General features: G+C 65.8%; 22 protein-coding genes. 13 read left to right on the forward strand and 9 right to left on the reverse strand.

The window, feature by feature from the left end; all coding sequences use genetic code 11:
• Nucleotides 1-2 precede the first annotated feature (2 nt).
• Nucleotides 3-1,142, reverse strand: a complete 1,140-nt coding sequence (locus BMF89_RS01745; RefSeq protein WP_078105371.1) for a PrpF domain-containing protein — start codon at nt 1,140-1,142, stop codon at nt 3-5.
• 127 nt (nt 1,143-1,269) lie between these two features.
• On the opposite strand from BMF89_RS01745, the gene BMF89_RS01750 reads away from it, so the two are divergent.
• Nucleotides 1,270-2,205, forward strand: a complete 936-nt coding sequence (locus BMF89_RS01750; protein WP_078105372.1) for a LysR family transcriptional regulator — start codon at nt 1,270-1,272, stop codon at nt 2,203-2,205.
• A 122-nt stretch (nt 2,206-2,327) separates the two neighbouring features.
• Here BMF89_RS01750 and BMF89_RS01755 read toward each other — a convergent pair whose 3' ends face one another.
• Nucleotides 2,328-2,507, reverse strand: coding sequence for a hypothetical protein (locus BMF89_RS01755; protein ID WP_078105373.1), 180 nt, complete (start codon nt 2,505-2,507; stop codon nt 2,328-2,330).
• A gap of 163 nt (nt 2,508-2,670) precedes the next feature.
• On the opposite strand from BMF89_RS01755, the gene BMF89_RS01760 reads away from it, so the two are divergent.
• Nucleotides 2,671-3,282, forward strand: a complete 612-nt coding sequence (locus BMF89_RS01760; RefSeq protein ID WP_078105421.1) for a helix-turn-helix domain-containing protein — start codon at nt 2,671-2,673, stop codon at nt 3,280-3,282.
• The gene (locus BMF89_RS01765) at nt 3,279-3,839 is read left to right on the forward strand and encodes a DUF6036 family nucleotidyltransferase (RefSeq protein ID WP_078105374.1); all 561 of its coding nucleotides are present in this window, start codon (nt 3,279-3,281) and stop codon (nt 3,837-3,839) included. Before BMF89_RS01760 ends, BMF89_RS01765 begins: the two co-directional genes overlap by 4 nt.
• 1 nt (nt 3,840) lies before the next feature.
• Here the strand turns inward: BMF89_RS01765 and BMF89_RS01770 are convergent, their stop codons facing one another.
• Nucleotides 3,841-4,185, reverse strand: coding sequence for a hypothetical protein (locus tag BMF89_RS01770; protein ID WP_253190653.1), 345 nt, complete (start codon nt 4,183-4,185; stop codon nt 3,841-3,843).
• A 571-nt stretch (nt 4,186-4,756) separates the two neighbouring features.
• Here BMF89_RS01770 and BMF89_RS01775 point away from each other — a divergent pair.
• The 9 genes from BMF89_RS01775 (at nt 4,757) to BMF89_RS01815 (ending at nt 14,738) form a co-directional block, all read left to right on the forward strand.
• A complete protein-coding gene (locus BMF89_RS01775; protein ID WP_078105375.1) occupies nt 4,757-5,746 on the forward strand; it encodes a LacI family DNA-binding transcriptional regulator in 990 nt (329 codons plus the stop codon).
• Nucleotides 5,747-5,748: 2 nt separating this feature from the next.
• Nucleotides 5,749-6,729 (forward strand): 2-hydroxyacid dehydrogenase, encoded by a 981-nt coding sequence (locus tag BMF89_RS01780; protein WP_078105376.1) that lies wholly within the window; start codon nt 5,749-5,751, stop codon nt 6,727-6,729.
• On the forward strand, nt 6,726-7,943 hold the full coding sequence (gene manD, locus BMF89_RS01785) for a D-mannonate dehydratase ManD (RefSeq protein ID WP_078105377.1): 1,218 nt from the start codon (nt 6,726-6,728) through the stop codon (nt 7,941-7,943). The genes BMF89_RS01780 and manD overlap by 4 nt, the downstream gene beginning before the upstream one ends.
• 3 nt (nt 7,944-7,946) lie before the next feature.
• Nucleotides 7,947-9,473 carry a mannitol dehydrogenase family protein gene (locus tag BMF89_RS01790; protein ID WP_078105378.1) on the forward strand — a complete coding sequence of 509 codons (1,527 nt, stop codon included), beginning with the start codon at nt 7,947-7,949 and terminating at the stop codon, nt 9,471-9,473.
• A complete protein-coding gene (locus tag BMF89_RS01795) occupies nt 9,470-10,522 on the forward strand; it encodes an NAD(P)-dependent alcohol dehydrogenase (protein WP_078105379.1) in 1,053 nt (350 codons plus the stop codon). The genes BMF89_RS01790 and BMF89_RS01795 overlap by 4 nt, the downstream gene beginning before the upstream one ends.
• Before the next feature lie 50 nt (nt 10,523-10,572).
• Nucleotides 10,573-11,967: an MFS transporter gene (locus BMF89_RS01800; RefSeq protein WP_078105380.1), complete on the forward strand. Its 1,395-nt coding sequence runs from the start codon at nt 10,573-10,575 to the stop codon at nt 11,965-11,967.
• Between the two features lie 77 nt (nt 11,968-12,044).
• Nucleotides 12,045-12,731, forward strand: coding sequence for a bifunctional 4-hydroxy-2-oxoglutarate aldolase/2-dehydro-3-deoxy-phosphogluconate aldolase (locus BMF89_RS01805; RefSeq protein ID WP_078105381.1), 687 nt, complete (start codon nt 12,045-12,047; stop codon nt 12,729-12,731).
• Complete coding sequence (locus BMF89_RS01810) at nt 12,728-13,678, forward strand: sugar kinase (protein WP_078105382.1); 951 nt, start codon at nt 12,728-12,730, stop codon at nt 13,676-13,678. Before BMF89_RS01805 ends, BMF89_RS01810 begins: the two co-directional genes overlap by 4 nt.
• Before the next feature lie 25 nt (nt 13,679-13,703).
• Nucleotides 13,704-14,738, forward strand: coding sequence for a DUF4862 family protein (locus BMF89_RS01815; RefSeq protein WP_216353773.1), 1,035 nt, complete (start codon nt 13,704-13,706; stop codon nt 14,736-14,738).
• Nucleotides 14,739-14,812: 74 nt separating this feature from the next.
• On the opposite strand, the gene BMF89_RS21810 is transcribed toward BMF89_RS01815, so the two are convergent.
• The 6 genes from BMF89_RS21810 to BMF89_RS01840 are packed head-to-tail and all read right to left on the reverse strand — an operon-like array spanning nt 14,813 to nt 22,368.
• Nucleotides 14,813-14,962, reverse strand: a complete 150-nt coding sequence (locus BMF89_RS21810; RefSeq protein ID WP_171983371.1) for a hypothetical protein — start codon at nt 14,960-14,962, stop codon at nt 14,813-14,815.
• Nucleotides 14,963-15,008: 46 nt separating this feature from the next.
• Nucleotides 15,009-16,268 (reverse strand): M20 family metallo-hydrolase, encoded by a 1,260-nt coding sequence (locus tag BMF89_RS01820; protein ID WP_078105384.1) that lies wholly within the window; start codon nt 16,266-16,268, stop codon nt 15,009-15,011.
• A gap of 26 nt (nt 16,269-16,294) precedes the next feature.
• Nucleotides 16,295-17,989 carry an amidohydrolase gene (locus BMF89_RS01825; protein WP_078105385.1) on the reverse strand — a complete coding sequence of 565 codons (1,695 nt, stop codon included), beginning with the start codon at nt 17,987-17,989 and terminating at the stop codon, nt 16,295-16,297.
• A gap of 9 nt (nt 17,990-17,998) precedes the next feature.
• Entirely contained in the window at nt 17,999-19,405 is a 1,407-nt protein-coding gene (locus tag BMF89_RS01830; RefSeq protein ID WP_078105386.1) for a gamma-aminobutyraldehyde dehydrogenase, read from the reverse strand.
• 12 nt (nt 19,406-19,417) lie between these two features.
• Entirely contained in the window at nt 19,418-21,034 is a 1,617-nt protein-coding gene (locus BMF89_RS01835; RefSeq protein WP_078105387.1) for a thiamine pyrophosphate-dependent enzyme, read from the reverse strand.
• Nucleotides 21,031-22,368, reverse strand: a complete 1,338-nt coding sequence (locus BMF89_RS01840) for an MFS transporter (RefSeq protein WP_078105388.1) — start codon at nt 22,366-22,368, stop codon at nt 21,031-21,033. Before BMF89_RS01840 ends, BMF89_RS01835 begins: the two co-directional genes overlap by 4 nt.
• A 152-nt stretch (nt 22,369-22,520) precedes the next feature.
• Here BMF89_RS01840 and BMF89_RS01845 point away from each other — a divergent pair, with 152 nt between their 5' ends.
• Nucleotides 22,521-23,738 carry a helix-turn-helix domain-containing protein gene (locus BMF89_RS01845; protein WP_078105389.1) on the forward strand — a complete coding sequence of 406 codons (1,218 nt, stop codon included), beginning with the start codon at nt 22,521-22,523 and terminating at the stop codon, nt 23,736-23,738.
• Nucleotides 23,739-23,798 lie beyond the last annotated feature (60 nt).

The following is a 23,798-nucleotide window of genomic DNA, read 5'->3' on the forward strand; positions in this document are numbered from 1 at the left end:
GGCTAGGCAGTCTGTGCCACAGGCTGAGCGACGTCGATGTCGGCGACGGCGAGTTGGCGGGCCGCCCGGTGGAGGGCGACCTCGCTGACGCAACCGTTGTCGTCGCTGACGACCTCGGTGGTGATGACACCGGCAGGCGTTCCGATGCGCAGAAGCCGGCGCCCTTGGTGAGCACTGTCCGCCGGGCGCAGCGCCTTGGCCACAACCGATCCAGGCAGGGCAGCAGCGAGGGAAACTGCCACGGCGGACGTCAGGCCGATGGCGGGGTGGGGCGCGAGCATCGAGAGCATCCGCACCCGCAGATCGTGGCTGTCCGCCGCGATCCTCGTTCCGTCGGCTGCGGTGTAGTCGCCGGGCGCTGCAACGACGCCGACCTTCGGCACAGCGTTCTGCGGTGGATCTTCAGGCTTCCTCAGCCCCATCTTCAGACCGGCAGACGCCCGGGCCGCCACGAGCCTGGCTAGATGCTCGGACAGATTGCCCGTCATCGAGGAAAGGTCGATGCCTGCTTCGTCAGCCGGAATCAGCACCGCCGGTGCCCCCGCGTCAACCAGGGTCGCTGTAAGAGTGGTTCCGCCGGCAGAGATTTCGTCGGTCACCGTTCCAGTCGGCAGAACCGCTCCCGTGGTCCGCCCCCACGGGGCGTGGAACGAGAGGCTGACAGGAACGCCCAGCGCGCTGCTGCCCGGAACCTTTGCCATGCCCGACGTCGGGATGTGGCCGCCCGGGGTCGCGATGGTGCCGCTCAGCACGGCTCCCGTGTTGAGGTTGCGCATGCTGACCCGCGTTGTTCCCGCCCGGGGAGGAACGACACCCGACTGGACCGCGTACAGGGCGATCGCGGTGGCGCAGTTCCCGCAATTGGAACCGAGTTCCACGGTGGGATCACCGATCCCGACCTGGGCAAAAAGGTAGTCCAGGTCCGCCGGTCCCTCGGGGGTGGCGCGGATGACCGCAGCCTTCGACGTCGTTGAGGTGCCGCCGCCGACGCCGTCGAGCTGGCGGGCATCCGCTGCGCCGAAGGCATCGGCCAGCAGGTTGCGGATCTCCTCGCGGCTCCCGGCATGAGGTGCCACGTCTTCGGCGTCGAAGAGCCAGCACTTGCTCGTGCCGCCCCGGTACCAATGACCGCGGAGTTGCATGGTCTTCTTCCTTCACGTGTCGTTGTGTTGCACCTCGCGGCGCCTGCTCCTTCTACGATCCACGCCCCGAGAGTTGAGCACAATCACAGGATTCTCGACTGGCCTTCACTTTTGCTAAACTCAATGCATGGCCGACCTTGACCTGCACCGCCTCCACCTGCTCCGCGAGGTAAGCCGCTCCGGCTCCCTGACGTCCGCCGCGACGGCCCTCTCCTTCACGACCTCAGCCGTCTCCCAGCAGATTGCCAAGCTCGAACACGAAGTGGGCGTCGCCCTGATCGACCGCCATCCACGGGGCGTCGTGCTCACCGATGCCGGCCAGGCGCTCCTGCGCTACGCGGACGACATCGACCGGACCATCGAGGCCGCCCGGGCAGAGATGGGCGAGTTCGCCGGGCTGAGGCGAGGCCAACTGCGCATGGGGACGTTCCCCACCGTCGGCGCCTCCCTCATGCCCGACGTCGTGCTCGCATTCCGCGCGCGCCATCCGGAGGTCACCGTCACGGTAGTCAGCGCTCGTCGCGACGGCCTCCTCGAACGGCTGCGGCGCAGGGACATCGAGCTCACCCTGCTGTGGGACTACCCCTGGGAGCGCATCGAGGACGAGGACCTGACCGTCGTCCGGCTCATGAACGACCCCACCATGCTGCTCGTACCCCGCGACCACCCTGTCGCGGCGCATCGGTCGGTGGGGATCGGCACGCTCCGCGACCAGGAGTGGATCGTCCGCGACGAACACCCCGTGGCCGACGTCCTCCGACGGGTCTGCCGCGCTGCCGGCTTCGAACCCCGCATCGCCTTCGCCGCCAACGACTATCAAGAGACGCAGGGCATGGTCGCCGCGGGCATCGGCATCGCACTGGCCCCGCAGCTCGCCCTGAGCGCGCTCCGCCCCGACATCATCGCCGTTCCACTCGCCAGCTCCCCCACCCGCAGGATCCTCCTCGCCCACCTCGCGAACCGCAGGCTCAGCCCCGCCGGCCAGCAAGCCTCGTCCGTTTTCCGGTCAACGGCGAAACGGATGCAGACCCTCGCACCCGCGGCAGGCAACGCCAGCGCGTAGTAACTCGTGTCGTAGTCGTTTGTTAGGTCCTCTGTCGAGGCTGCCCGCGGCCACCGATCATGCCACCTGCCCGATGAACGGCCATCATGGTGCTAACTACAGACCTGCACGGCTACCCGGCATCACTTGGTGCGGCCGGTCAGGCCGGGGTTCTCGTCCGAGCGCTTGGCGAACTCCCGGACCACCGGTGTCACGGATGCGATGGTTGTCACCACGGACTGGGTGACGCCGAACCCGGCGGCGTCGACGACAGGCGTCCAGTTCGGGTAATGATTCCATGCCAAGCGCAGGGAAGTCGTCACCAGTGCCCTCACCAGACGACGGCGAAGCCCTGCACGCGTAACAGCTAGGGCATCTGGGGGTCATGTCGACGCAAGTCACAGCGGCGTCGCCAGAAATAACGGAGGCCATCACTGTCACCATTCGGTGACATAATGAAAAGGTGAAGGAGGACGTTTGACGACCATGACCAGCATCGACACACCTGCAGCTGCCGGCGCGATCATCCGCGCCCGGCGCCAGGAGCGCGGTCTTTCACAACAGTCACTCGCAGAGTCCGCCGGCGTTTCAAGGAAGTTCATTATTGATCTCGAAGCCGGCCACGAACGGGCCGAACTCGGCAAGACCATGGCCGTCCTCCACACCCTCGGGGTGTCCCTGACCGCCACCGACGCCATCCCCGGCGGTAGCGACTATGACCCGGCGCGCCGGGACTACGCCGAAACCTTCGTCCAGCTGATCAACTCGCGCGACTTCGAGTTCGCCATCAAGATGCTCGCCGACTACGCCACAGCATCCCTCAAAGCCGGACGACCGCTGCTCCAGCGCAGCCCCCGGCTCAAGGAGCCACACTGGTCCGCGGCCCTGGCAGGGATCACCAACTACACTGCACACCGGCTCGGGCAACCCGCGCCGTCCTGGACCAAACGCGTCAAAGCCCTCAACGAGGCGTGGATGCCGGCCGAGTCATACCGGAGTGTCCGGGCACCCATGAAGAAACTCACCATGTCGGAAACACCAGCCGAACTCGCCGCCCTCAACGTCTTCATCCGCGAACGCAGCCTGGCCACCGCATGAGCGGCGGAGAACTCACCGCCGCTCAAATCCGGGCACTCCTGTACGAACTCGGCGGACGCCTGCAAGCCCAAGACGTGCACGGTGACATCAAACTCGTCGGGGGCGCCGCGCTCATCCTCCAAGGGATCGGCAACCGCCCGACCGCCGACATCGACGCCAGCTATGCCAACCCCAACGCGGTCAACGCCGTCGTCGGTGAGATGGCCGATGACTATGACCTCTCCCCCGGCTGGCTGAACTCCAGCGCAGCAGCGTTCATCCCACGCAACGCCACCTGGGTCCAGCTGGAACAACTCGACGGGCTGACCATCCAGGCCGCGGACATCGAAACTCTCCTGGCGATGAAAATCGCCGCCGAACGGGACAAGGACACGCTCGACATCGCCCGGCTACTCCGCAGGCTCAGCATCACGGACGCGAACGACGCCGTCGACCTCGCCTATGACAAATATGGCGACCACGCCCTCCCCTTGGCTGCGGGCCGGGACAACTACCTCATCGTCGTCGACGACGCCCTTGACGCAGCCGCTACCCTCAAACCGGAATCCGGAGAATAGGCTAGACAGTCCCCGACCGCTGGCCAAGGAAACAGTCCCAGCCGATCAACTGGATCAGAAACGGATAACCACCCGTACCCTCCGCCGCGACCCTAGCCAGCTCACCGTCCGGGGCTACGCCCGCCGCGGCGAAAGTTTCCGCGAACGAACGCTCCACCTCCGCGATCGAGGCCGCATGCAGATCGATCGGGTTAGCGCGCCGCAGGAACGCGGCCACTCCCTCGTTCAGCAAATCGGAAACAGCCGCAGGCAAACCCGCGAAAACCAGCCCGATCGGCAAGACCTCGAGAATCAGAAGCCCTGGCGCCCCCGACGCGATCCGCAGACCATAAGCGAACTCATCCAACGCTCTGCCGCACCCGATGAGATCCGGCGGCGCCGTCCTAGCCGTCGGCCGAAAAGGGTTCTCCGCACCTGTCCCTGTGAATGTCGATGAATCTTATGAATCTCACCCGGCCAACCAGCCCACCGTTCGCGGGAACACTGAACGTAAACGGGTCGAGCCGACCGGGTGACCGCGGTAGGGCTCGGCCAATACGCAGTCATAGCAGGTCTGATGATGCCCAGATCGCTTAAGGCTGCCCCGTAAATGCCCGGCCGGGACGGTCCACGAGGCCGCAGGGATCTGGGACAAGGCTTACCTTGCACTTCACCGACACAACACGATCCGAGCCACCCCGACACCTTGGTCGGAGACGATGCCTCTCGGACCGGAGGCAGGGCAGGCGGCGCCGCGGCCGCAGCTCTGCCGCGCGGTCTCGAGGGATGTCGCCCGAGTCGGCGATGAATGTTGCCGGCAACCACCTACCCGGAATCCCGAAAACTCCGTGATGCACATCATGGAAACTTCTTGACAAACTTGTACAAGTATTTCCATACTGATGAAGCAAGGTTTCAACGAAGCAACTGGAGGACCGATGGCCGCAAAACTGACTGACGTCGCAAAACTCGCGGGAGTGTCCCTCGCAACGGCGTCACGGGCCTTTGGCGATCCGGGCCGGCTTGCCGCTGAAACCCGGCAGAAAGTCATGGACGCAGCCGTTCAACTTGGCTACGACGTCCCGGGACTCACGGGCAGCCGGACGTTCGGTGTGATCGTTCCGGACATCTCCAACGCCGTGTTCGCGGCCCTGATCAAGGCCATCCAGGACCAGGCCTGGCACGGGCGGCACCGCATGATTCTGGCTGATACCGCAGAGTCGTCCACCCGTGAACGTGAGCACCTGTCCGGTTTTGCATCCGGGGTGGACGGCATCATTCTGTGCTCCCCCCGGCTCCCGTCCAAGGACATCCACGACCTTGCCGGCAACGCACCGCTCGTGGTCATCAACGGCGAAGCCGAGCACGCAGCGCGTGTGTTGATGGAAGTCGGCGAGGGACTCCGCCAGGCGGTGGAACACCTTTATGCGTTGGGGCACCGGAAGCTGGCCTACGTTCCCGGCCCGGCGTCCTCTTGGGCCAACAGCCAGCGCCTCGCCGCGGTCACCCGGCTTTGTGATGAGTGGGGCATCGAACTGGTCACCGTTGGTAACCAGAACGCCACGGTCGACGGCGGACTAGCCGCCTCCGCTTCGGTGGTCGCAAGCGGTGCCACGGCGGTCATCGCGTACAACGACCTGGTCGGCATCGGTGTGCTTGCCGGCGCGCGGACCCTCGGTTACCACTGCCCTGAGGACATCAGTGTGGTGGGCATCGACGATCTTGACATCGCTGCGGCGGCCGAGCCAGGGCTGACCTCGGTCCGTGTACCTATTACCCGAAGTGGCTCTTTGGCCCTGGAACTCCTGCTCGAACAAATTGCCGGCAAACCGAACGCCACCGAGGCGGTCCACCTCAACTCCCAGCTCATCGTGCGCGGATCAACCTTCGCCGCCCGCAACGCAGACCACACCCTCCAGGGAAAGTAACCATGAGAATCGTCATCGCAGACTCCAACCTGATGCCGCAACGCGCCACCTTCGAAGCGGCATTGCCGAACGGCACCGTCACCTCCTGGCACGAGAGTTGGAACGAACACTCGGTCCTGACAGACCTGAAAGACGCCGACGTCTATGTAGGACCGAAGTTCACCGCTGCCATGGGCGCCGAGGCCCGGAACCTACGGCTGGTCCACGTCGCCGGGGCCGGCTATGACGGGATCGATGCCGACGCGCTGCCAGCCGGGGCCGTCTGCGCCAACACCTTCCACCACGAAGGCTCAATCGCCGAACACATCGCCACCGTGCTGGTAGCACTGCGACGCAACCTGCTCGGCCAGGATGCCGCCCTGCGCACCGGCGTCTGGTCTTCGTCCGTCTACTCCCCCGACATCCGCCAGCCCGAAACACTCCGGGGCGCCGTGGTCACCTTCCTCGGATTCGGACACATCGGCAGTGCCGCCTGGAACCTGCTGCGGGCGTTCGGCGCGGAAGGCATCGCCATCACCCGCAGCGGAACCGTCAACACCGAAGAACACTCCCTGCGCTGGACCGGCACCACCGACCAGCTGGGCGAGGCCCTCAGCGAATCCGACGTGCTGGTGGTCAGCATCCCGCTCGACGCCGGAACCACCTCCCTGATCGGTTCGGCAGAACTGGACGACCTCGGCCCAAGCGGACAGATCGTCAACGTCGCCCGGGGCCCAGTCGTTAACGAAGCGGCCCTCTACGAGGCCCTGAAAGACCGCCGGATCGCCGGCGCCGCCATCGACGTCTGGTACCAGTACCCCGGCCCGGAGGGACGCGGGGAACCGTCAGCACTGCCTTTCGGCCGCCTGGACAACATCATCATGACCCCACACTCCTCCGGCGTCACCGCCGAAACCTTCCGCGGCCGCGCAATCGAAATCGCTGAAAACATCACCCGACTGTCCACGAACCAGCCCCTGAAGAATGTAGTGATCTCCCGATGACCCGAAAAATCGTCGACGTCGACGTCATTGTCACCAGCCCAAGCCGCAACTTCGTCACCCTCAAAATCACCACCGACGACGGCATCGTCGGCTGGGGCGACGCCACCCTGAACGGCCGGGAACTCTCCGTAGCCAGCTACCTCCGCGACCACCTCGCCCCCGCCCTGCTCGGACGGGACGCCGACCGCATCGAAGACACCTGGCAGTACTTTTACCGGGGTGCCTACTGGCGCCGCGGACCCGTCACCATGGCCGCCATCGGAGCGATTGACCTGGCCCTCTGGGACATCAAGGGCAAGGCGCTGGACGTACCCGTCTACCAGCTGCTCGGCGGAGCCGCCAGGGACAAGATCCTCACCTACACCCATGCGACCGGTTGGGACCTCCCCGAACTCCTCGACTCCGTTGACCGCCGCCGAGAACAAGGCTTCCGTGCCGTCCGCGCCCAGTCAGGGGTCCCCGGCCTGGACAAGGTCTACGGCGTCACCAAGGGAGCTGCCGGCTATGAGCCCGCCGGCCGCGGCGCCGGACCGGTCGAAGAGGACTGGGACACTTCCGCCTACCTCCGCCACGCCCCGAGAATCCTGACCGCGGTCCGCGAGCACGTCGGGCCCGAACTGAAGCTGCTCCACGACGTCCACCACCGTCTCAACCCCACCGAAGCCGCCCGCCTGGCCCGGTCCCTCGAAGACGTAGACCTGTTCTGGCTCGAAGACGTCACCCCGGCCGAAAACCAGCGTCTCCTGCGCACCCTTCGCCAGCAAACCACCATCCCGCTGGCCATCGGCGAGGTCTTCAACACCATCTGGGACTGTGAGCACCTCATCACGGAACGCCTCATCGACTTCATCCGCACCGCCGTCGTCCACGCCGGAGGCATCTCCCACGTCCGCAAAATCCTGGCGCTGGCCGAGGTGTACCAGATCAAGGGCGCACCGCATGGCCCCTCGGATGTCTCCCCGATCAACCTCTCGGCATCGCTGCACCTCGGCCTGGCGACCACCAACTTCGCCATCCAGGAATACATGGGCTACGACCCCTTGGTGTCGGAGGTTTTCCAGTCCAGTTTCCGGTTCGAGGACGGCTACCTCCACCCCGGCGAAGAACCCGGCCTCGGCGTCGAGGTCGACGAAGCAGCGGCAGCCCGGTTCCCCTACAAACAGGCCTACCTGCCCATCGCCCGGGAGCTCGACGGCTCCATGAAGGACTGGTGAACCATGGCCACCTCTCCACTGACTGCGGCCATCCCCGGAATCCTGCGGCGGCCGGCAGCACCGGCCCCCGGGATTGTCCATCTGGGCCTCGGCAACTTCCACCGCGCTCACCAGGCCGTCTACACCGACGCCGCCATCACCGCCAACGGCGGTGACTGGGGCATCATCGGCGTCGCCAGCCGCTCCACCACCATCCCGGACGCTATGCACGTCCAGGACATGCTCTACACCGTGGTGGAAATATCACCCGCGGGCTCAGGTTTCACCGTTCCCCGCGTACACACGGACGCCTTCACGGCCGCCGCCGACCCGGACCGCGTAACAAAGGCAATCGGCGACGCCGGTACCAGGATCGTGTCCCTCACCGTCACCGAGAACGGCTATAACTACACGCCCGCCACTGGCTCACTCAACCTCCAGGACCCGGCAATCCGGCACGATCTGGCCCACCCCGGCTCACCGCAGACTCCAATCGGGCAGATTGTCCGAGGCCTGCAGCACCGGTCCCGGTCCCACGGCGAACCCGTCGCCATCCTTAGCTGCGACAACCTGGCCGACAATGGCCACCACACCCAGCGGTTGGTTCGCGAATTCGCCTCCCTTCTCCCGGCCGCAGAAGCCGCCGAAGCCCTTGCCTTCATCGACGCCTGCACCAGCTTCCCCTCTTCCATGGTGGACCGCATCGTGCCGGCCACCACGGACCATTACCGGAGGATGGTCGCGTCCCACCGGGGCTACGACGACCGGATCCCGGTCGCCGCCGAACCGTTCAGCATGTGGATCATCGAGGACAACTTCATTTCCGGTCGCCCCACATGGGAGGACGGCGGAGCAGTGTTCTCCGACGAGGTGGCCGGGTACGAGCAACTGAAGGTCCGGCTCCTCAACGGCACGCACTCCCTCATCGCCTACCTCGGGGCCCTGGCCGGCGCCGTCACCATCCCCGAATCCGTTTCGCACCCTTCCATCGAACTGGCTGCCCGCTCGGTGCTCCGCCACGAGTACCTGCCCAGCGTTTCGGTGCCGCGCGATGTGGACGTGGACGCCTATGAGGAAGAGCTCTTCACCCGGTGGCGCAACACGGCCCTCGGCCACCGCACCAGCCAGGTGGGATCCGACGGATCCGTCAAACTCCGCCAGCGAATCCCGCTGCCTGCACTGCAGATGCTCGACGACGGCGGGATGCCCCAGCTCCTGGCCCTCACCACCGCCGCGTATCTCGCATGCATCGCCCCGCTGCCAGGCTTCGATCCCGGCCCACAGGCCCACGCCATGGAGGACCCGGCACGCGCAATGCTGGCCGGCCTCGCAGCAGGATCCCGCTCCGGGCACGACCTCGCCCGCAAGGTCATCGGCGACCACCACCTCCTTGGCGAGGAACTGGCCGAACGCGAAGCCTTCATCCTGCGCACCGGCGAGTTCATCGACATCATTCACACAGCGGGACCACTGGCCGCCATCGCAGAAGCCGGAACACCCGTTTCCCTCGCTTCAGCCCGGGCCCTCCAACCCACACGGAGCACACCATGACCACCCAAGCCATCCACGAAACGAACGCATCCGCGCTTCCCACCGGCACCCAGGCCGCCGTGCTGCACGGCGCCCGGGACCTGCGCATCGAGCACAAACCACTGACACCCCTAGGCCCGAACGACCTCCTGGTCGAAATGCGCTCCGGCGGAATCTGCGGCTCGGACATGCACTACTTCGCCGAGGGACGCAACGGCACCAACGTGCTGCGCCAGCCCACGGTCCTGGGACACGAAGGCGCCGGCGTCGTCATGGCCGCAGGACCCGACGCGAAAATGGCCGCCGGCACCGCCGTCGTCATTGAACCCGCACTGCCCTGCCGGGAATGCGCCACCTGCCTGTCCGGACGCTACAACCTCTGCCCCACCGGAACCTGCTTCGGATCTCCCCCGACCGATGGGCTTTTCGCGCGCCACATGGTGGTCCCCGAAGCCGCCGTCCACCCCTTGCCGGACACTATCCCGGCCGAAATTGGCGCCGCGATCGAACCGCTCGCCGTCGCCGTCTGGGCCGTCGAACGGGCGCAGGTCCGCAAAGGCCACCGGGTCCTGATCACCGGCGCCGGACCCATCGGACTGCTCGTCGCCCGTGTCGCGGCATCCCGAGGCGCCGCCGAAATCGTAGTGACGGACGTGAACGACGACCGCCTCGCCGTCGCCACAAAATTCGGCGCCACCCGCACCATCAACACTGCCACCACACCCCTGGACCTCGCAGGCATGGACCGGCTGATCGAATGCTCCGGGAACACCCGGGCCCTCGCCGACGGCATCCAGACCCTGGCACCGGCAACCCGCGCCACCGTCGTCGGCCAGGCCAAACCCACCGTGGACGGGATTCCGCTCGGATTCCTCCAGCGCTACGAGATCGACCTCGTCACCGCGTTCCGGTACGCCAACGCGTTCCCGACGGCGATCGACCTCGCCGCCTCCGGCGTGGTGGACCTGCAGTCCATCATCTCCAGCACCTACCCACTCGAAGACGCCGCGACCGCGCTCACGGCACCGGTGGCCGACCCGACCAACCTCAAAGTCCTCATCACCTACTGAATCACCACAAACAAGAAACACAGCAGGCATCCATTCAAAGGAGTATGGAAATGACCACAGCAGCGCACGTCCCCCCGGGGAACGTTGACCAAAGCAAGGTCCGGAAGGCAGCCGTGGCCGGCCTCATCGGCACAACCCTCGAACTGTATGACTTCGTCATCTACGGCACCGCCTCCGCCCTGGTCTTCAGCAAACTGTTCTTCCCTAACGTCTCCCCGGCGGCGGCCCTGATCGCCAGCTTCACCACCTTCGCCGTGGGTTTCCTGTTCCGCCCCCTCGGCGGGATCTTCTTCTCCCACTTCGGCGACCGGCTCGGCCGCAAATGGGTTCTGGTGGTCACCCTGCTGCTCATGGGCGGCGCCACGCTGGCTATCGGGCTCCTGCCGACCTTTGGCCAGATCGGCATCTTCGCCCCGGTCCTGCTCTGCGTCTGCCGCGCAGCCCAAGGCTTCGGCGCCGGCGCCGAGCAGTCCGGCGGCGCCACGCTGCTCACCGAATCCGCAGCGCCCGGCACCCGCGGCAAGATCGCCTCACTCATCATGGTCGGCGCCGCTGCCGGGACGGCCCTCGGCGCTCTCGTATGGATCGCGGCCCAATCCCTCGCGCCGAACGACATGCTCACCTGGGGCTGGCGGCTGGTGTTCCTGTCCAGCATCTTTGTCACCATCGCCGCCCTGATCATCCGGCGCAAGCTCGACGAGTCCCCCGTCTTCGAAGAAATCAAGCAGGCCCGCACCGTCCCCCCGGCCCCGCTGAAGGAAGTCGCCAAGAACGGCAAGGCCAACGTCCTGCGGGTCATCCTCATGAACCTCGGAGTCAGCACCCAGTCCTACACCATCCAGGTGTTCATGGCCTCCTACCTGATCACCGTCGTCGGAACCGACCCCAAGTTCATCCCCCCGGTCCTCCTCATTGGTGCACTGTGCGGCGGGGTCGCGGCCGTGTCCTTCGGAATCCTGTCGGACAAGATCGGCCGCCGGCGCGTCGTCTCGCTCATCACCGGGGCACTGATCCTCTTTCCGGCACCGGCCTTCATGCTCCTCACCACCGGGTCCCCCGTGGCCATTGTCCTGGTGATCATCGTGGGCTTCATGCTGGCCTGCCAGGGCGTCGTCGGCGTCCACATGAGCTACTTCCCCGAAATCTTCGGCAGCCGCTACCGCTACGCCGGCGTCACCCTGGGTCGCGAATTCTCCTCCATCATCGGCGGCGGTGTCGCACCAATGATCTGCGCCGGGCTGCTGGGCCTCTTCAGCAACTCCTGGATCCCGGTCGCCATCTACATGTCGCTGACCATGGTGGTCAGCTTCATCGCAACCCGGCTCACGCCGGAAACACTCAACCGCGACCTCACCGACCCCGAAGACGCCCGGCACCACAGCGAAATGATCACGGCAGCCGCCGGTGCGGGCGCCGACGCGACGGCAGCCCAACACGCCAAATAAAAACATTGAACACCCGACGGCGGCACGCGCCGCCGTCGGGAACGTCACCATCGCACACCTGACCAGAAGGAAATTCAATGCAGCGCCTCGATGACCAGGGCACTCTTCTCCGCCCGGCCCCATCAGCCATCCTCAGCGCAACCCGGGTTGTGGCTGTCCTCCGTGCCAGCCATGCTTCCGAGTACGCCCCGATCATCGAGGCCCTCCAGCTGGGCGGGGTACGGAGCATCGAACTGACCTTGAGCACGCCAGGTGTATGGGACGAACTTCCCCGCCTTCAGGAAAGGTTCGGCGACGCCTTGGAAGTCGGCGTCGGAACCGTCACCACGGCCGCCGAAGCAGAAACTGCCCTGGACCTCGGCGCGGCCTACATCGTCACTCCCGTCACCAATCCGGACATTATTTCCGCCTGCGTCCGCCGCGGCACACCCGTATACCCAGGCGGCCTTACCCCCACCGAACTCCATGCCGGCTGGACATTGGGCGCCACAGCCGTCAAGGTGTTCCCCGCCTCCACCGTGGGTCCCGGCTATGTCTCACAGCTGCGCGGGCCCTTCCCTGACATCCAGGTCATCCCTTCCGGCGGCGTGGACATCGACGACGTCCCCGCCTGGATCCGGGCAGGAGCACTTGCGGTCAGCCTGGGCGGCCCACTGTTGGGTGATGCCTTCAAAGGCGGCGACCTGCAGGAACTCAAGGGCCGCGCGCGGCGCGTCCGCGACCTGGTGGACCAGACAGCAGCCCAGCTCGGAGCAGCCCGATGAACGACGCCCCATACATTCTCACCTTCGGCGAAACCATGGCGCTGATGCGCACTGACCAGGTGGGGCCTCTCGCCCACGCATCCACACTGAGCCTGGGCATCGGCGGCTCGGAATCAAATGTCGCCATCGGGCTCCAACGGCTCGGCGTACAGGCTGTCTGGTGCGGACGCGTGGGAGCTGACTCGGTGGGCGCCTTGGTGGAGCGGGAGATCCGCGCCGAAGGCGTTGACGTCCGGGCCGCCGTCGACCCTTTCGCCCCTACCGGGCTAATGATCAAGGAACGCCGGACGCCCGCCACCCAACGCGTCAGCTACTACCGGTCCGGCAGCGCCGGATCCAGGATCACGCCGGAGGACATCAACGAACAACTGGTGTCCGGAGCTGCCTTGCTGCACGTCACCGGTATTACACCCGCGCTTTCGACGCAGGCGGAATCAACCCTCAGGTATGCGGTGAACGCGGCGCGTGCCCACGGCGTGACCGTCTCCTTTGACCTGAACTACCGCGGAAACCTGTGGTCACCGGAAGCTGCACGAAGTGTCTACCGGGACATCATCCCGCTCGCCGACATCGTGTTCGCGGGCGATGATGAAGCCGCGATCGCGGTCGGCGCGGGCGACCCGGAGGAGCTCGCCTGGCGCATCTCTGCGCTCGGTCCAAGCCAGGCCGTCATAAAGCTCGGCGCGGATGGCTCGCTGGCCCTCATCGACGGCACAATATTCCGCCAAGCGGCAGTAGCCGTCGACACCGTGGACACAGTTGGCGCCGGCGACGCATTCGTCGCCGGATACCTGGCTGAACTCGTGGCAGGTCGGGAACCACAGGACAGGCTCATCACCGCCACGACAGCCGGCGCATTTGCTTGCCTCGTTCCTGGTGACTGGGAAGGCCTCCCCCGCCGACACGAGCTGCCGATGCTGCAGACACGCGAGCCCGTCAGCCGCTAACGGCCACCAACCCGTGGAGACCATGATGCCTTTGACAAGCCCGGACAGAACTCCCTACTTCATTGGCGCCTATGCCGCCGCACCAAGCCTCACGGGATGGGATCCCGCTGCTGAAGGAAATTTCCTGGCTTCCGTGTTTGCCTTGGACGGTGTGGCCGGCCTGGAAATTCCCTTCTCGGGGAAGCTGCACAAAGAGGATGAAGCCTGGTTCCTGCGACAGCTCCCGGAAGATGCGTGCTTCGTGGTGACGACGATCCCCGGGACCATGGCCAAGGTGCAGGCCGACCAGAGCTTCGGCCTCGCTTCAACGTCCGCCTCCGGCCGGAGGTCGGCACTGGATTTTGTCCAGGATGCGCTGGAGTCGGTGAAGCGCCTGAACCGGCAGTTGGGGAGGCCCGCCGTCGTCGCCCTCGAGCTGCATGCTGCCCCGGTAGCCGCCAAAGATGCCGCGTCGGCCGCCGCGCTTGAATCCTCGCTGACCGAACTGGCTGGCCGGGACACGGCCGGCGCCCGCCTCGTCCTGGAACACTGCGACGCCCTGATACCAGGCCAAGCCCCCGCCAAAGGCTTCCTTCCCCTTGAAGCGGAGGCAGAGGCTGTGCAGCGGGCAGGTGACGCCACAGGTCATCCTTTCGGCATGGTGGTCAACTGGGGGCGGTCGGTCATCGAGCAGCGGCGACCAGAGGCCGGGCACGAACACATAACCTACCTTCGTGAACGTGGACTTCTGGGCGGGGTAGTACTTTCCGGGTGCTCGAGCATTGACACGAGGTATGGTCCTGCCTGGGCTGATGTCCACGTACCGCCCGCCCCGCCAGAATCAGCCCGGTCCGGGGCTTCCGACCCGACCATCCGTTCAGATGGACTCCTTGAGCCTGGCTCGCTACTGACCATTGGGCGGATAGAAGAGTGCCTGCGGGCTGCCGGACCCCTGTCCGAAACAGGGTTCCGGGCGATCAAGGTGGCAGCGCCGCCCAACGCCAGCGTGGAACAGCGCGTCATGGCCATTGCCCAGACGCTAACGGTCGCGCAGCAGCCTTCCCGGAACCTACAAACCTGACCCTGCTGACAGAAAACACCTGAGTCCGGCCGTGTTCAGGTCAAGCGGGAAGCCCATTCACCCCTTTTCCACCATTACAGAGACTCCGGCACCGCACTGCGCTTCGCCACCCGTGTGCCGAGGAACTCCCAGTTCTCTGCGGTCGTCAGGTCCAGGCGCTCGGCGCCGAAAGCCTCTTCCCAGGGGTGTGGGACGAGCTCCCGCCACTTTTCGCGGACGGTCACCGCAGAGCACCGCGGAGGGGAGAACGCGGTGCGCCCGGTCTCGGCCCTAGTCCTCCAGCGCTCCGTTGCAGAGCCGGTTGACCACTTCGGTGAGCATCGCCAGGCCTGCGACGATGTCCTCGTCCTTGGTGTATTCGTGCTCGTTGTGGGAGATGCCGTCCACGCTGGGCACAAAGAGCATCACGGTGGGAACGATGTCCTTCATGTTGGTGGAGTCGTGCCCGGCCAGGGTCATGACTTCCTTGTTGGACAGCCCCAGGTCGGCGGCAACCTTGGCGGCGAGTTCTACGCCCTCGGATTGGTAAGGAGTGACCGGCCACGAGTGCGAATGGTGCTGTTCCACGGAAACGTTGGCCAGCGCCTCGATTTCCGCGATGCGTTCGTGCAGCAGGGCATCGGCCTGGGCGAGGACGGATTCGTCGGCACTTCGCAGGTCCAGCAGCAAGTTGACCCGGGACGGCACCACAACGGGCGAATTCGGGTAGACGTTCAGCTGTCCCACCGAGGTGTGCAGCACTCCGGGGAAGTGGTTGGCGATGTCCCGGGCGGCCACCACCAGCATCGAGGCTCCCAAAAGGGCGTCCTTGCGGTCCGCGATGACGGTGGAGCCCGTGTGTGCCTGCTCGCCGTGGACCACGAATTCGTACTTGTTGGCTGCCCAGTTGGACGACACCAGGCCGATCGTAATGCCTTCCCGTTCCATGCTTCGACCCTGTTCGATGTGGATCTCCGCGCAGTATGCCGGCTCGGGTCCGTCGAATGAACCGCGGCAAGCGATGGCGTCCAGGGCGTCCTGCACGGAAATCCCCGCGGCATCCGTGGTGGCCAACGCCGCCTCCAGCGGGAGCTTTCCGGTGTACACGGAAGACCCCATCATGGAAGGCTTGAAGCGGCTGCCTTCCTCGTTGAACCAGTTCACGACGGCGATGTTGAACTTCGGTGCCTCAGCTCCAGGCGCGTTCCACTGCTCAACCAGCCGGAATGCGGCGTGCGCGGCGGCCAGGACACCGTATGCGCCGTCGTAACGTCCCGCCGTCGGCTGGGAATCCATGTGCGAGCCAACCACAACATAGGGAGCTCCGGGCACGGCCTCATAGAGACCCCACTGGTTGCCGACGCGGTCGAAGCGGACGGTGAGGCCGCGGGCTTCCAGCAAGCCGGTGAGCCAGTGCCGCTGTTCGCCGTCGGGATGGCTGGCGGCCTGCCGGTCCACGCCGCCGTTCGCGGTGGACCCGAACGCGCTCATGGTCTGGAAGTCCCGGACAAATGCGGTGTCCTGGGCGGTAAAGCTGGTGGTGGACGTCATTGGTTCCCCTATGAACTGTGCTGAATCTATGAACTGTGTTGAAGTGCGGTCAAAGTGTTGTGGGTGAAGCGTCCGCCGACGACGGTGGCCAGGACGTCCAGCTCTGCGATTCTGTCGGCGCGAAGCGGCGAGCCTGACAGGACGGTGAAGTCGGCAAGTTTGCCCGGAGCCAGGGAGCCCTTCACGGCCGACGTTCCCGTGGCGGCGGCCGCTCCCGTGGTGTAGGCGGCTAGTGCCTCGTAGGGAGTGAGCCGTTCTGACGGGTTGCCGAACACTGCGCCGGAGGAGGTCTTCCGGTCCACGAAGGCTTGCATGCCGCGCAGAACGTTTCCGTCCGCGACGGGACGGTCGGAGCTTCCGGCCAGCGTCACTCCTGCGGACAGGAACGACGATGCGCGATAGGCCCAGGGCAGTCGCTCCGGACCGAGCGACGCGGCCATGCCGTCGCCGCCGTCGTGGAAGAAGCTGGACTGAGGAGTCACTGCGATCCCCGCCGCGGCGAGCCGCCCGAGCTGTTCCGGCCTGGTCATGGAGGCGTGCTCTATCCGGTTCGGCATGGTGCGCGGGCCGTACGTGGCGTCGCAATCCGCAAGGATGTCGATCGCGAGATCAACAGCCCGGTCTCCGATGGCATGCGCCGCAATCGACCATCCGGCAGCGTAGGCAGCCTCGATCCGTTCCCGCAGGAGCGCGGGTTCGGCTTGGAAGTAGCCCCTGTTGCCGCTGTTGTCCTTCTGCCCGTGGCTGCAGAATTCACGGCTGACCGCGGCGGTTTCGCCGAGGAGCGAGCCGTCCAGGAAGACCTTGGCTGGGCCCAGGGAGAGGTATTCGTCGCCGAATCCGCTGGTCATGCCCAAATCCAGGCCCGCGGGACCGTGACCGGAACCGTCGTCGCCATGGCCGTCAAGCCGGTGCAATACGTCCAGCACGGGCATGACTTGGGCGCGTGCATGGAGCTTGCCGTTGGCGGCCGCCCGCTGATATGCCGCGAGTTCCACCGGGCTATGGCCGATCCAGCCGCCGCCCACGCCCGCCTCGGTGAAGCTCGTGATGCCTTCGGAGGCGTAGTGCCGCGTGGCCCGCTCCAACGCCGCCTCGATCTGATTGATCGAGTACGGCAGGATCAACTGCTGGATCAGTGCCTGCGCCGTTTCCTGAACGAGTCCCGTGGGCCTCCCCGCGGAGTCGCGGACGATCACGCCGCCGTCGGGATCTGCGTACGACGGCGACTCGGCACCTGCCAGCCGCAGCGCGGCTGTGTTGACCACTGCCATGTGCCCGGAGTTGTGCCGCATGAATAACGGCCGCTCGCCCGTGATGCGGTCAAGTTCCCGGATGTCCGGGAACTCGCCGCCGTGCCGCTGCTGGCTGAAGCCCGTGGCCATGAGCCAGGACGCCGCCTTGACGCCAGCGTCGGGGTCGGTGCCGGAAGCCGGGCCGGCAGCTTCCAACAGCCCGTACAACTCCTCCAGCCCCCGCGCCTTGGACACATCCAGCTCGGCCAGTCCCAGCCCGAACCACGTGGTGTGGCAATGGGCGTCGATGAAGCCGGGCGTGACGGTGGCACCCCCGAGGTCGAGGATCTCTGCGGCGGCAAGGCCGTCAAGGTCTTCATCGAGTCCCACCACGAGGCCGTTCCAGATACCCAGCGTGCGGGCGCTGGGACGGTCCGGGTCCATGGTGATGATGTCCGCGTTGCGCAGGAGCAGCTCGAGTTTCATACCAATGGCCTAGCGGTGCGAGGTGGTGACGGACTTGATCCGGGTGTAGTCCTCCAGCCCGAAGACGGAGAGGTCCTTGCCCGTGCCGGAGTGCTTGAAACCACCATGCGGCGCCTCGGCCGGAATGACCTGATGGCAATTGATCCACACCGCGCCGAAGTCGAGCTCATTGGACACGCGGGTGACCACTCCGTGGTTTTCGGACCAAACGCTGGAGGCCAGCGCGTACTTGGTTCCGTTGGCCAGCTCAAGCGCTTCTTCCTCGGTGGTGAAAGGCTGGACTGTGACCACGGGGCCGAAGATCTCGTCGCACACCACCTCATCAGTCTGGAAGACGCCGTCGATCACTGTCGGTTCGAAGTAGTACCCCGCGCCGGTGCGCTTGCCGCCCGACAGCACGGTGGCGTTTGCCGGAAGCCGGGTCATGAAGCCTTCCACGCGCTCAAGCTGCGCGGCGCTGTTCAGCGGCCCGAGGTCCGAGGCGTCATCCCCGAGTGTCAGCGCGGCGGCCGCAGTGCCGAGGGCTTTGGCGAACTCGGCGTGAATGTCCGCGTGAACGAGCACCCTGGTGACGGCGGTGCAGTCCTGGCCCGCGTTGAAGAATGCGCTCAGGGCAATTTCCTGCGCTGTGCGGGCGATATCCACGTCGGCGAAAACGATCGCCGGCGCCTTTCCGCCTAGCTCCAAGTGGACATCCTTCAGCGTCTTGGACGCAGCGGACATGACCTGGGCGCCCGCCCGGGTGGAACCGGTGATCGACACCATCTCGGGGATCTCGTGGTCCACCATCGCAGCACCGGCTTCACGGCCTCCGCAGACGATGTTCACGACGCCGGCCGGGTACACCTGCTGGGCCAACTCGCCCAGCATCACGGTGGACCAAGGGGTGGTGTCCGCGGGCTTCAAAACCAGCGTGTTTCCCGCCGCCAGCGCCGGCCCGATCTTCCAGATAGCCATCATGAACGGGTAGTTCCACGGAGTAATCTGCGCGACCACACCGAGCGGTTCGCGTCGGACGGTGGACGTGAAGCCCTCCACGTACTCTGTGGACGCGGTGCCGGACACCACGCGGCAAGCTCCGGCGAAGAAGCGCAATTGGTCGGCGCCGCGCAGGATCTCCAGTTCGCGGGTCACGGCCCGCGGCTTGCCCGTGCATGCCACCTCGGCGTCCAGGAGCCGGTCCACGTTGGCTTCGATGAGGTCCGCGAGCTGCAACAGCAGGCCCTGGCGCTCGCCCGGCGTCGTGCGCTTGTAGCTCTTGAAAGCTGCGGCAGCGGATTGGAAGGCGAGGTCGACGGCGGCTGCGTCACTATCCGGGGCCGTGCCGATCTGGTTACCTGTCCTGGGATCGAAGAAGGGCAGTCTCGCCGGGGCGTCCACCGCCTGGCCGTTGATGATGTTCTTGAGCGTGATCACGTGGGGCTCCAGTCAGTTGCTCTTGGGGGAACGGGTGGTGGGGTCCTGCGGGAGGTGAAGCACGGCCGGGAGGCCGGAGTCGACGGCACGGCGGAACGCGGCTGCGAAGTCGTCCGCCCTGTCCACGCGCTCGCCGTAGCCGCCGTAGGAGCGGGCCAGGGCCGCGAAGTCCGGATTGGTCATGTGCGTGCCGGACGGGCGTCCCGGGTAGTGGGCTTCCTGGTGCTCGCGGATGGTGGCGAAGATGCCGTTGTCCACCACCAGCACGACGAACTGCGCGCCGTGGCCCATCGCCGTCGCGATTTCCTGGCCGTTCATCATGAAGCAGCCGTCGCCGGCCACCGAGATGACCTGTCGGCCAGGGTAGGCCAGGGACGCGGCAACGGCGGCCGGGATTCCCATGCCCATGGCTCCGTTGCGGGGAGCGGCCAGGGAGTTGGCGCTGTTGTGCTTCAGGTAGCGGGCAGGCCACAGGGCGTGGTTTCCCGCGCCGAAGGTGAGGACGGCGTCGTCGTCCATCTCCTGCTTGAGGATCTCCATCACGACGCCGAGATCCACTGCCGAGCCTCCGTCAGGTTGGGCCGATGAGAACTTGAGGTAATTTGCCCGGGCATCCTGGAACCAGCCTGCTGCGGGCCGCACGGCCGAGTCCGTGTCCGCGATGGCCAGGGAGAACGCCGAGGCGTCGGCGGTCATGTGCTGGTCCACCCGGCCGAAGTGGCCCAGGAGGTCAGGATCCGGGTTGATCACTACCGTGGCGGCATTGAGGCCGCGGGTGTAACCGTCGGAGAGGACGTCGCCGCGGACGCAGCCGAGGAAAACGAGCAGGTCGGCGTCGTCAAGAAGCGCCGCGGTGGCGTCACTGCGGCCGTAGCCCAGGAAACCGGCGTAGGACTCGCTGCTGTGCGGGACGGCGTCGTAGGCGCGGAAATCGGCCACGACCGGGACGCTGTGGCGTGCCGCCCAGGCGGCCAGCGCGTCCGCGGATTCCTGGGTCCAACCCTCGCCGCCCACCACGATGAGCGGCTTGGCGGCTCCGGCGAGACGCGTTTCCAGTTCGGCCAAAGCCGCGGCTGAGGGACCGGGACGGGCGACCCTGCGCGGCTCGACGGTGCCTTCATCAATAGTGTGCACCAGCACGTCCTCGGGGAGCCCGATCACGACTGGCCCGGGGCGTCCGCTGAGCGACGTGAAGATCGCGTCGTCCACCACGCGGGCGGCGGAAGCGGCGTCGTCGAGGGTCACGACTTTCTTGGCGGTGCTGCCGAACCAGGCGTTGATGTCGAATTCCTGGAAGGATTCACGGCCACGGTCAGCCACGGGGATGAGGCCCACGAACAGGATCATGGGCGTGGCGTCCTGGTGCGCCGTATGGATGGCGATGAAGGCGTTGGCGGCGCCGGGGCCGCGCGTCACCATGGCGACGCCGGGGAGTTCCGTGAGGCGGCCTTCGGCCATCGCCATGAAACCTGCTCCGCCTTCATGGCGGGTCACGATGGTCTCGATCGAGGAGTCGTGGAGGCCGTCCAGGACGTCCAGGTAGCTCTCGCCGGGGACGCCGTAGACCCGCTTGATGCCTGCGCGTTCAAGCTGCTCGACGATGAGGTGGCCTGCTGTAGTGGTGCTCAATGCTTCATTCCTTCTTCTTTGATGCTCAAGCCGGGCAGGAAGATGCCGGACAGGGCGGTCAGTACGGAAACAATCAGGAGAATGATGGCGCCCGGCCAATACGAGTTGCCATTGGCGGCCACCAGCGCCGTGGCGATCAGCGGCACAAAACCGGAGATGACGCCTGCGGTATTGGAAGTGATGGCGACGCCGGTGTAGCGGACCCTGGTGGCGAACAGTGCCGTCAGTGCCGTGCCCGAGACGGCATACGGGATGGACAGGACGGCAACCCCGATCATCATTCCGGCGACAACCAGGACGGGGTTGCGGCTGTCAATGGCAAGGAAGACAGGGACCGCAATGATGGCCGAGGCCACGCCACCCCACAAGATGACTTTGCTGGCACCGAACTTTTCGCCCATTCTGCCAGCCCAGACCAAAGCCCCGATTTCGAGTGCGGCCGCGAGGAGTGTGCCCAGCAGAAGCAGCTCGGACGGCAGTTTCAGGACCTTGGTGCCGTAGAAGACCACGAAGCTGGTGATGAGGTAGAAGCCGCCGATGCCGAGCAGTGCCGAGCACATGCCCACAAGAATTTGGCGCCAGCTGTTGCTCAGCACACCGCGGATGGGGGCATGCTCGGTCTCGCCGGATTCCATGAGGGCCTCGAATTCAGGCGACTCGCTGAGCCTGCTGCGGATCCACATGGAGATGGCCAGGAGCGGGATTGCTGCAATGAACGGGATGCGCCAGCCCCACGCATCGAAGCTGTTCTGGCCCACCAGGAAGAGCATGCCGAAGAAGCCTCCCGAGGACAGGATGGTCCCGATCGGAGAGCCGATCTGCGGCAGCGCCGCGTAGCGGGCCCGCTTGGCAACCGGGGCGTTTTCGACGGCGATGATCACCGCGCCACTCCATTCGCCACCGACGGCGAGCCCCTGGACGATCCGCAGGGACACCAGCAGGATGGGGGCGGCCAGGCCAATCGTCATGTAGTTCGGCAGCAAGCCGATCAGGCCGGTGACGACGCCGATTCCGACGATGGTGACCATGAGGATCTTCTTGCGGCCTACTTTGTCGCCGAGGGCGCCGAAGATGAATCCACCGATGGGACGGGCTACGAACCCGACGGCGAGCGTGGCGAAAGAGCCCATCGCCGCCACGAATGGATCCTGCGAGACGAAGAATTGGGCGTTGAACACCAATGCGGCCGCCGTGGTGAAGAGGAAGAAGTCATACCACTCCAATGCGGTGCCTACGAGGGCGGCGAGGGCGACCTTCCTGGTAACCCTCTCGTCGACTGTGCGGGGCGTCCCGGGAGTCAGATCCGTGGGGGCGCTGCCTGCGCTGCTGGCCATGATTACTCCAAAAGATTCGAACGATGCCGTGAAAACCGGGGAACCGCCGGTTGTGATTGGCCTCACGCGGCAGTGACTACTTCCATAGTGCCAGTAGATCCACCCAAAAAAACTAGCTCTGCGCCACGGAAAATCGGCCGTAGAATGTGTGAATGCACAATGGAGAGAATGCCGGCGACACCGCGCGATGGGGAGAGCTGGTGGAAGGGCTGCACGGGCGGCTGGAGGAACTCGTCGAGCTCTTCGTGACACGTGTCCAGGAGATCCCCGAATATGCCGACAACAGGGTGAGCTCGCCGGAATTGCGGAGCACAGCACGTGAAACTTTCCGGCGCCTCATCGACGGACTGCGGGACGAGAGGTTCCGCCATTCGAACTCCCACGGCAGCCAGGATTCGCTGGCGCGTTTCGCCTCGGAACTGGGTGCCAAACGGGCGCGTGCCGGCATTTCGCCAGAGGCCCTGATTTCAGCCGTACGCCTGGATTTCAGCATTCTCTGGGCAGATCTCCGGCAAATTGCCGATGCGGAGGACGCCGTGCTCCTGACGTCCCGTGTGGACCAGGTGTGGCGGGTGGTGGATGAGTTTGCCACCCAAACCCATTCCAGCTATTCGAGCGAGCGGGTCCGCATGGCCCAGGAGGAATCAAACATCCGCCGGGAGTTCATCGCCCGGCTGTTCAGCAAGTCCGAGCTATCGGCAGACACCATCAGCCAGGCCGCGGCGGCCCTGGTCACGGACCCGGAAGCAAGGTTCTCCATCGTGGCAGCGAGTGGGGACGCAGCATCGAAACTGCGGACGGTTGCCACCCAAGGGGGCTGGCTCCAACCGTCCCAACGGCTCTACGTCCACGAATTCGGCGGCAGCACCTACGTCTTCTGGGCGTTGCCCCGGGCCCATGGCACCGGATCCGGCGGCGCAGCCCGGCAAGACGAAGGACCGGCCTACATTCCAGCTGCCATCACCGGAATACCTTGCGGTTATGTCGAGGGATTTTCGGGCCTGCGCGCCCTGCCGTCCGCAGCCCGGACGGCAGAGCGCCTCGCTTTGCTGCTCCACCCGGCGGACCGAGGTCCATTGACCGCCGCGGCAGCGTGGGCCCGGCTCGCCAAGCAGCAACTCCAGGACGCGGGCCTGGACCTTTGGGCCGATCTTGAGTCCGCCCTCTCGGAGTGCCGCGACGGCGAGCGCGAGCGGCTGACCGAGACGGTGCGCAATTTCCTCCATACGGGCAACATCACCACCACGGCGCAGGAATTGTTTTGCCACCGGAACACCATCCTCAACCGGCTCAACCGCTTCCAGGAGCTCACGGGCATCGATCTGGCCGTGCCGGCGCAAGCGGCCAGGCTGGTGGTGGCCTGGGCCTGAGGCTGGGCCTGGAAACGGCGGAAGGCGGCCGTTGTGTGAACACACACTTTCTGCCGTTTT

Origin of the sequence: Arthrobacter sp. SRS-W-1-2016, from assembly GCF_002009585.1 — a bacterium.
In the GTDB taxonomy this organism is placed as follows: Bacteria; Actinomycetota; Actinomycetes; order Actinomycetales; family Micrococcaceae; genus Arthrobacter; species Arthrobacter bambusae_A.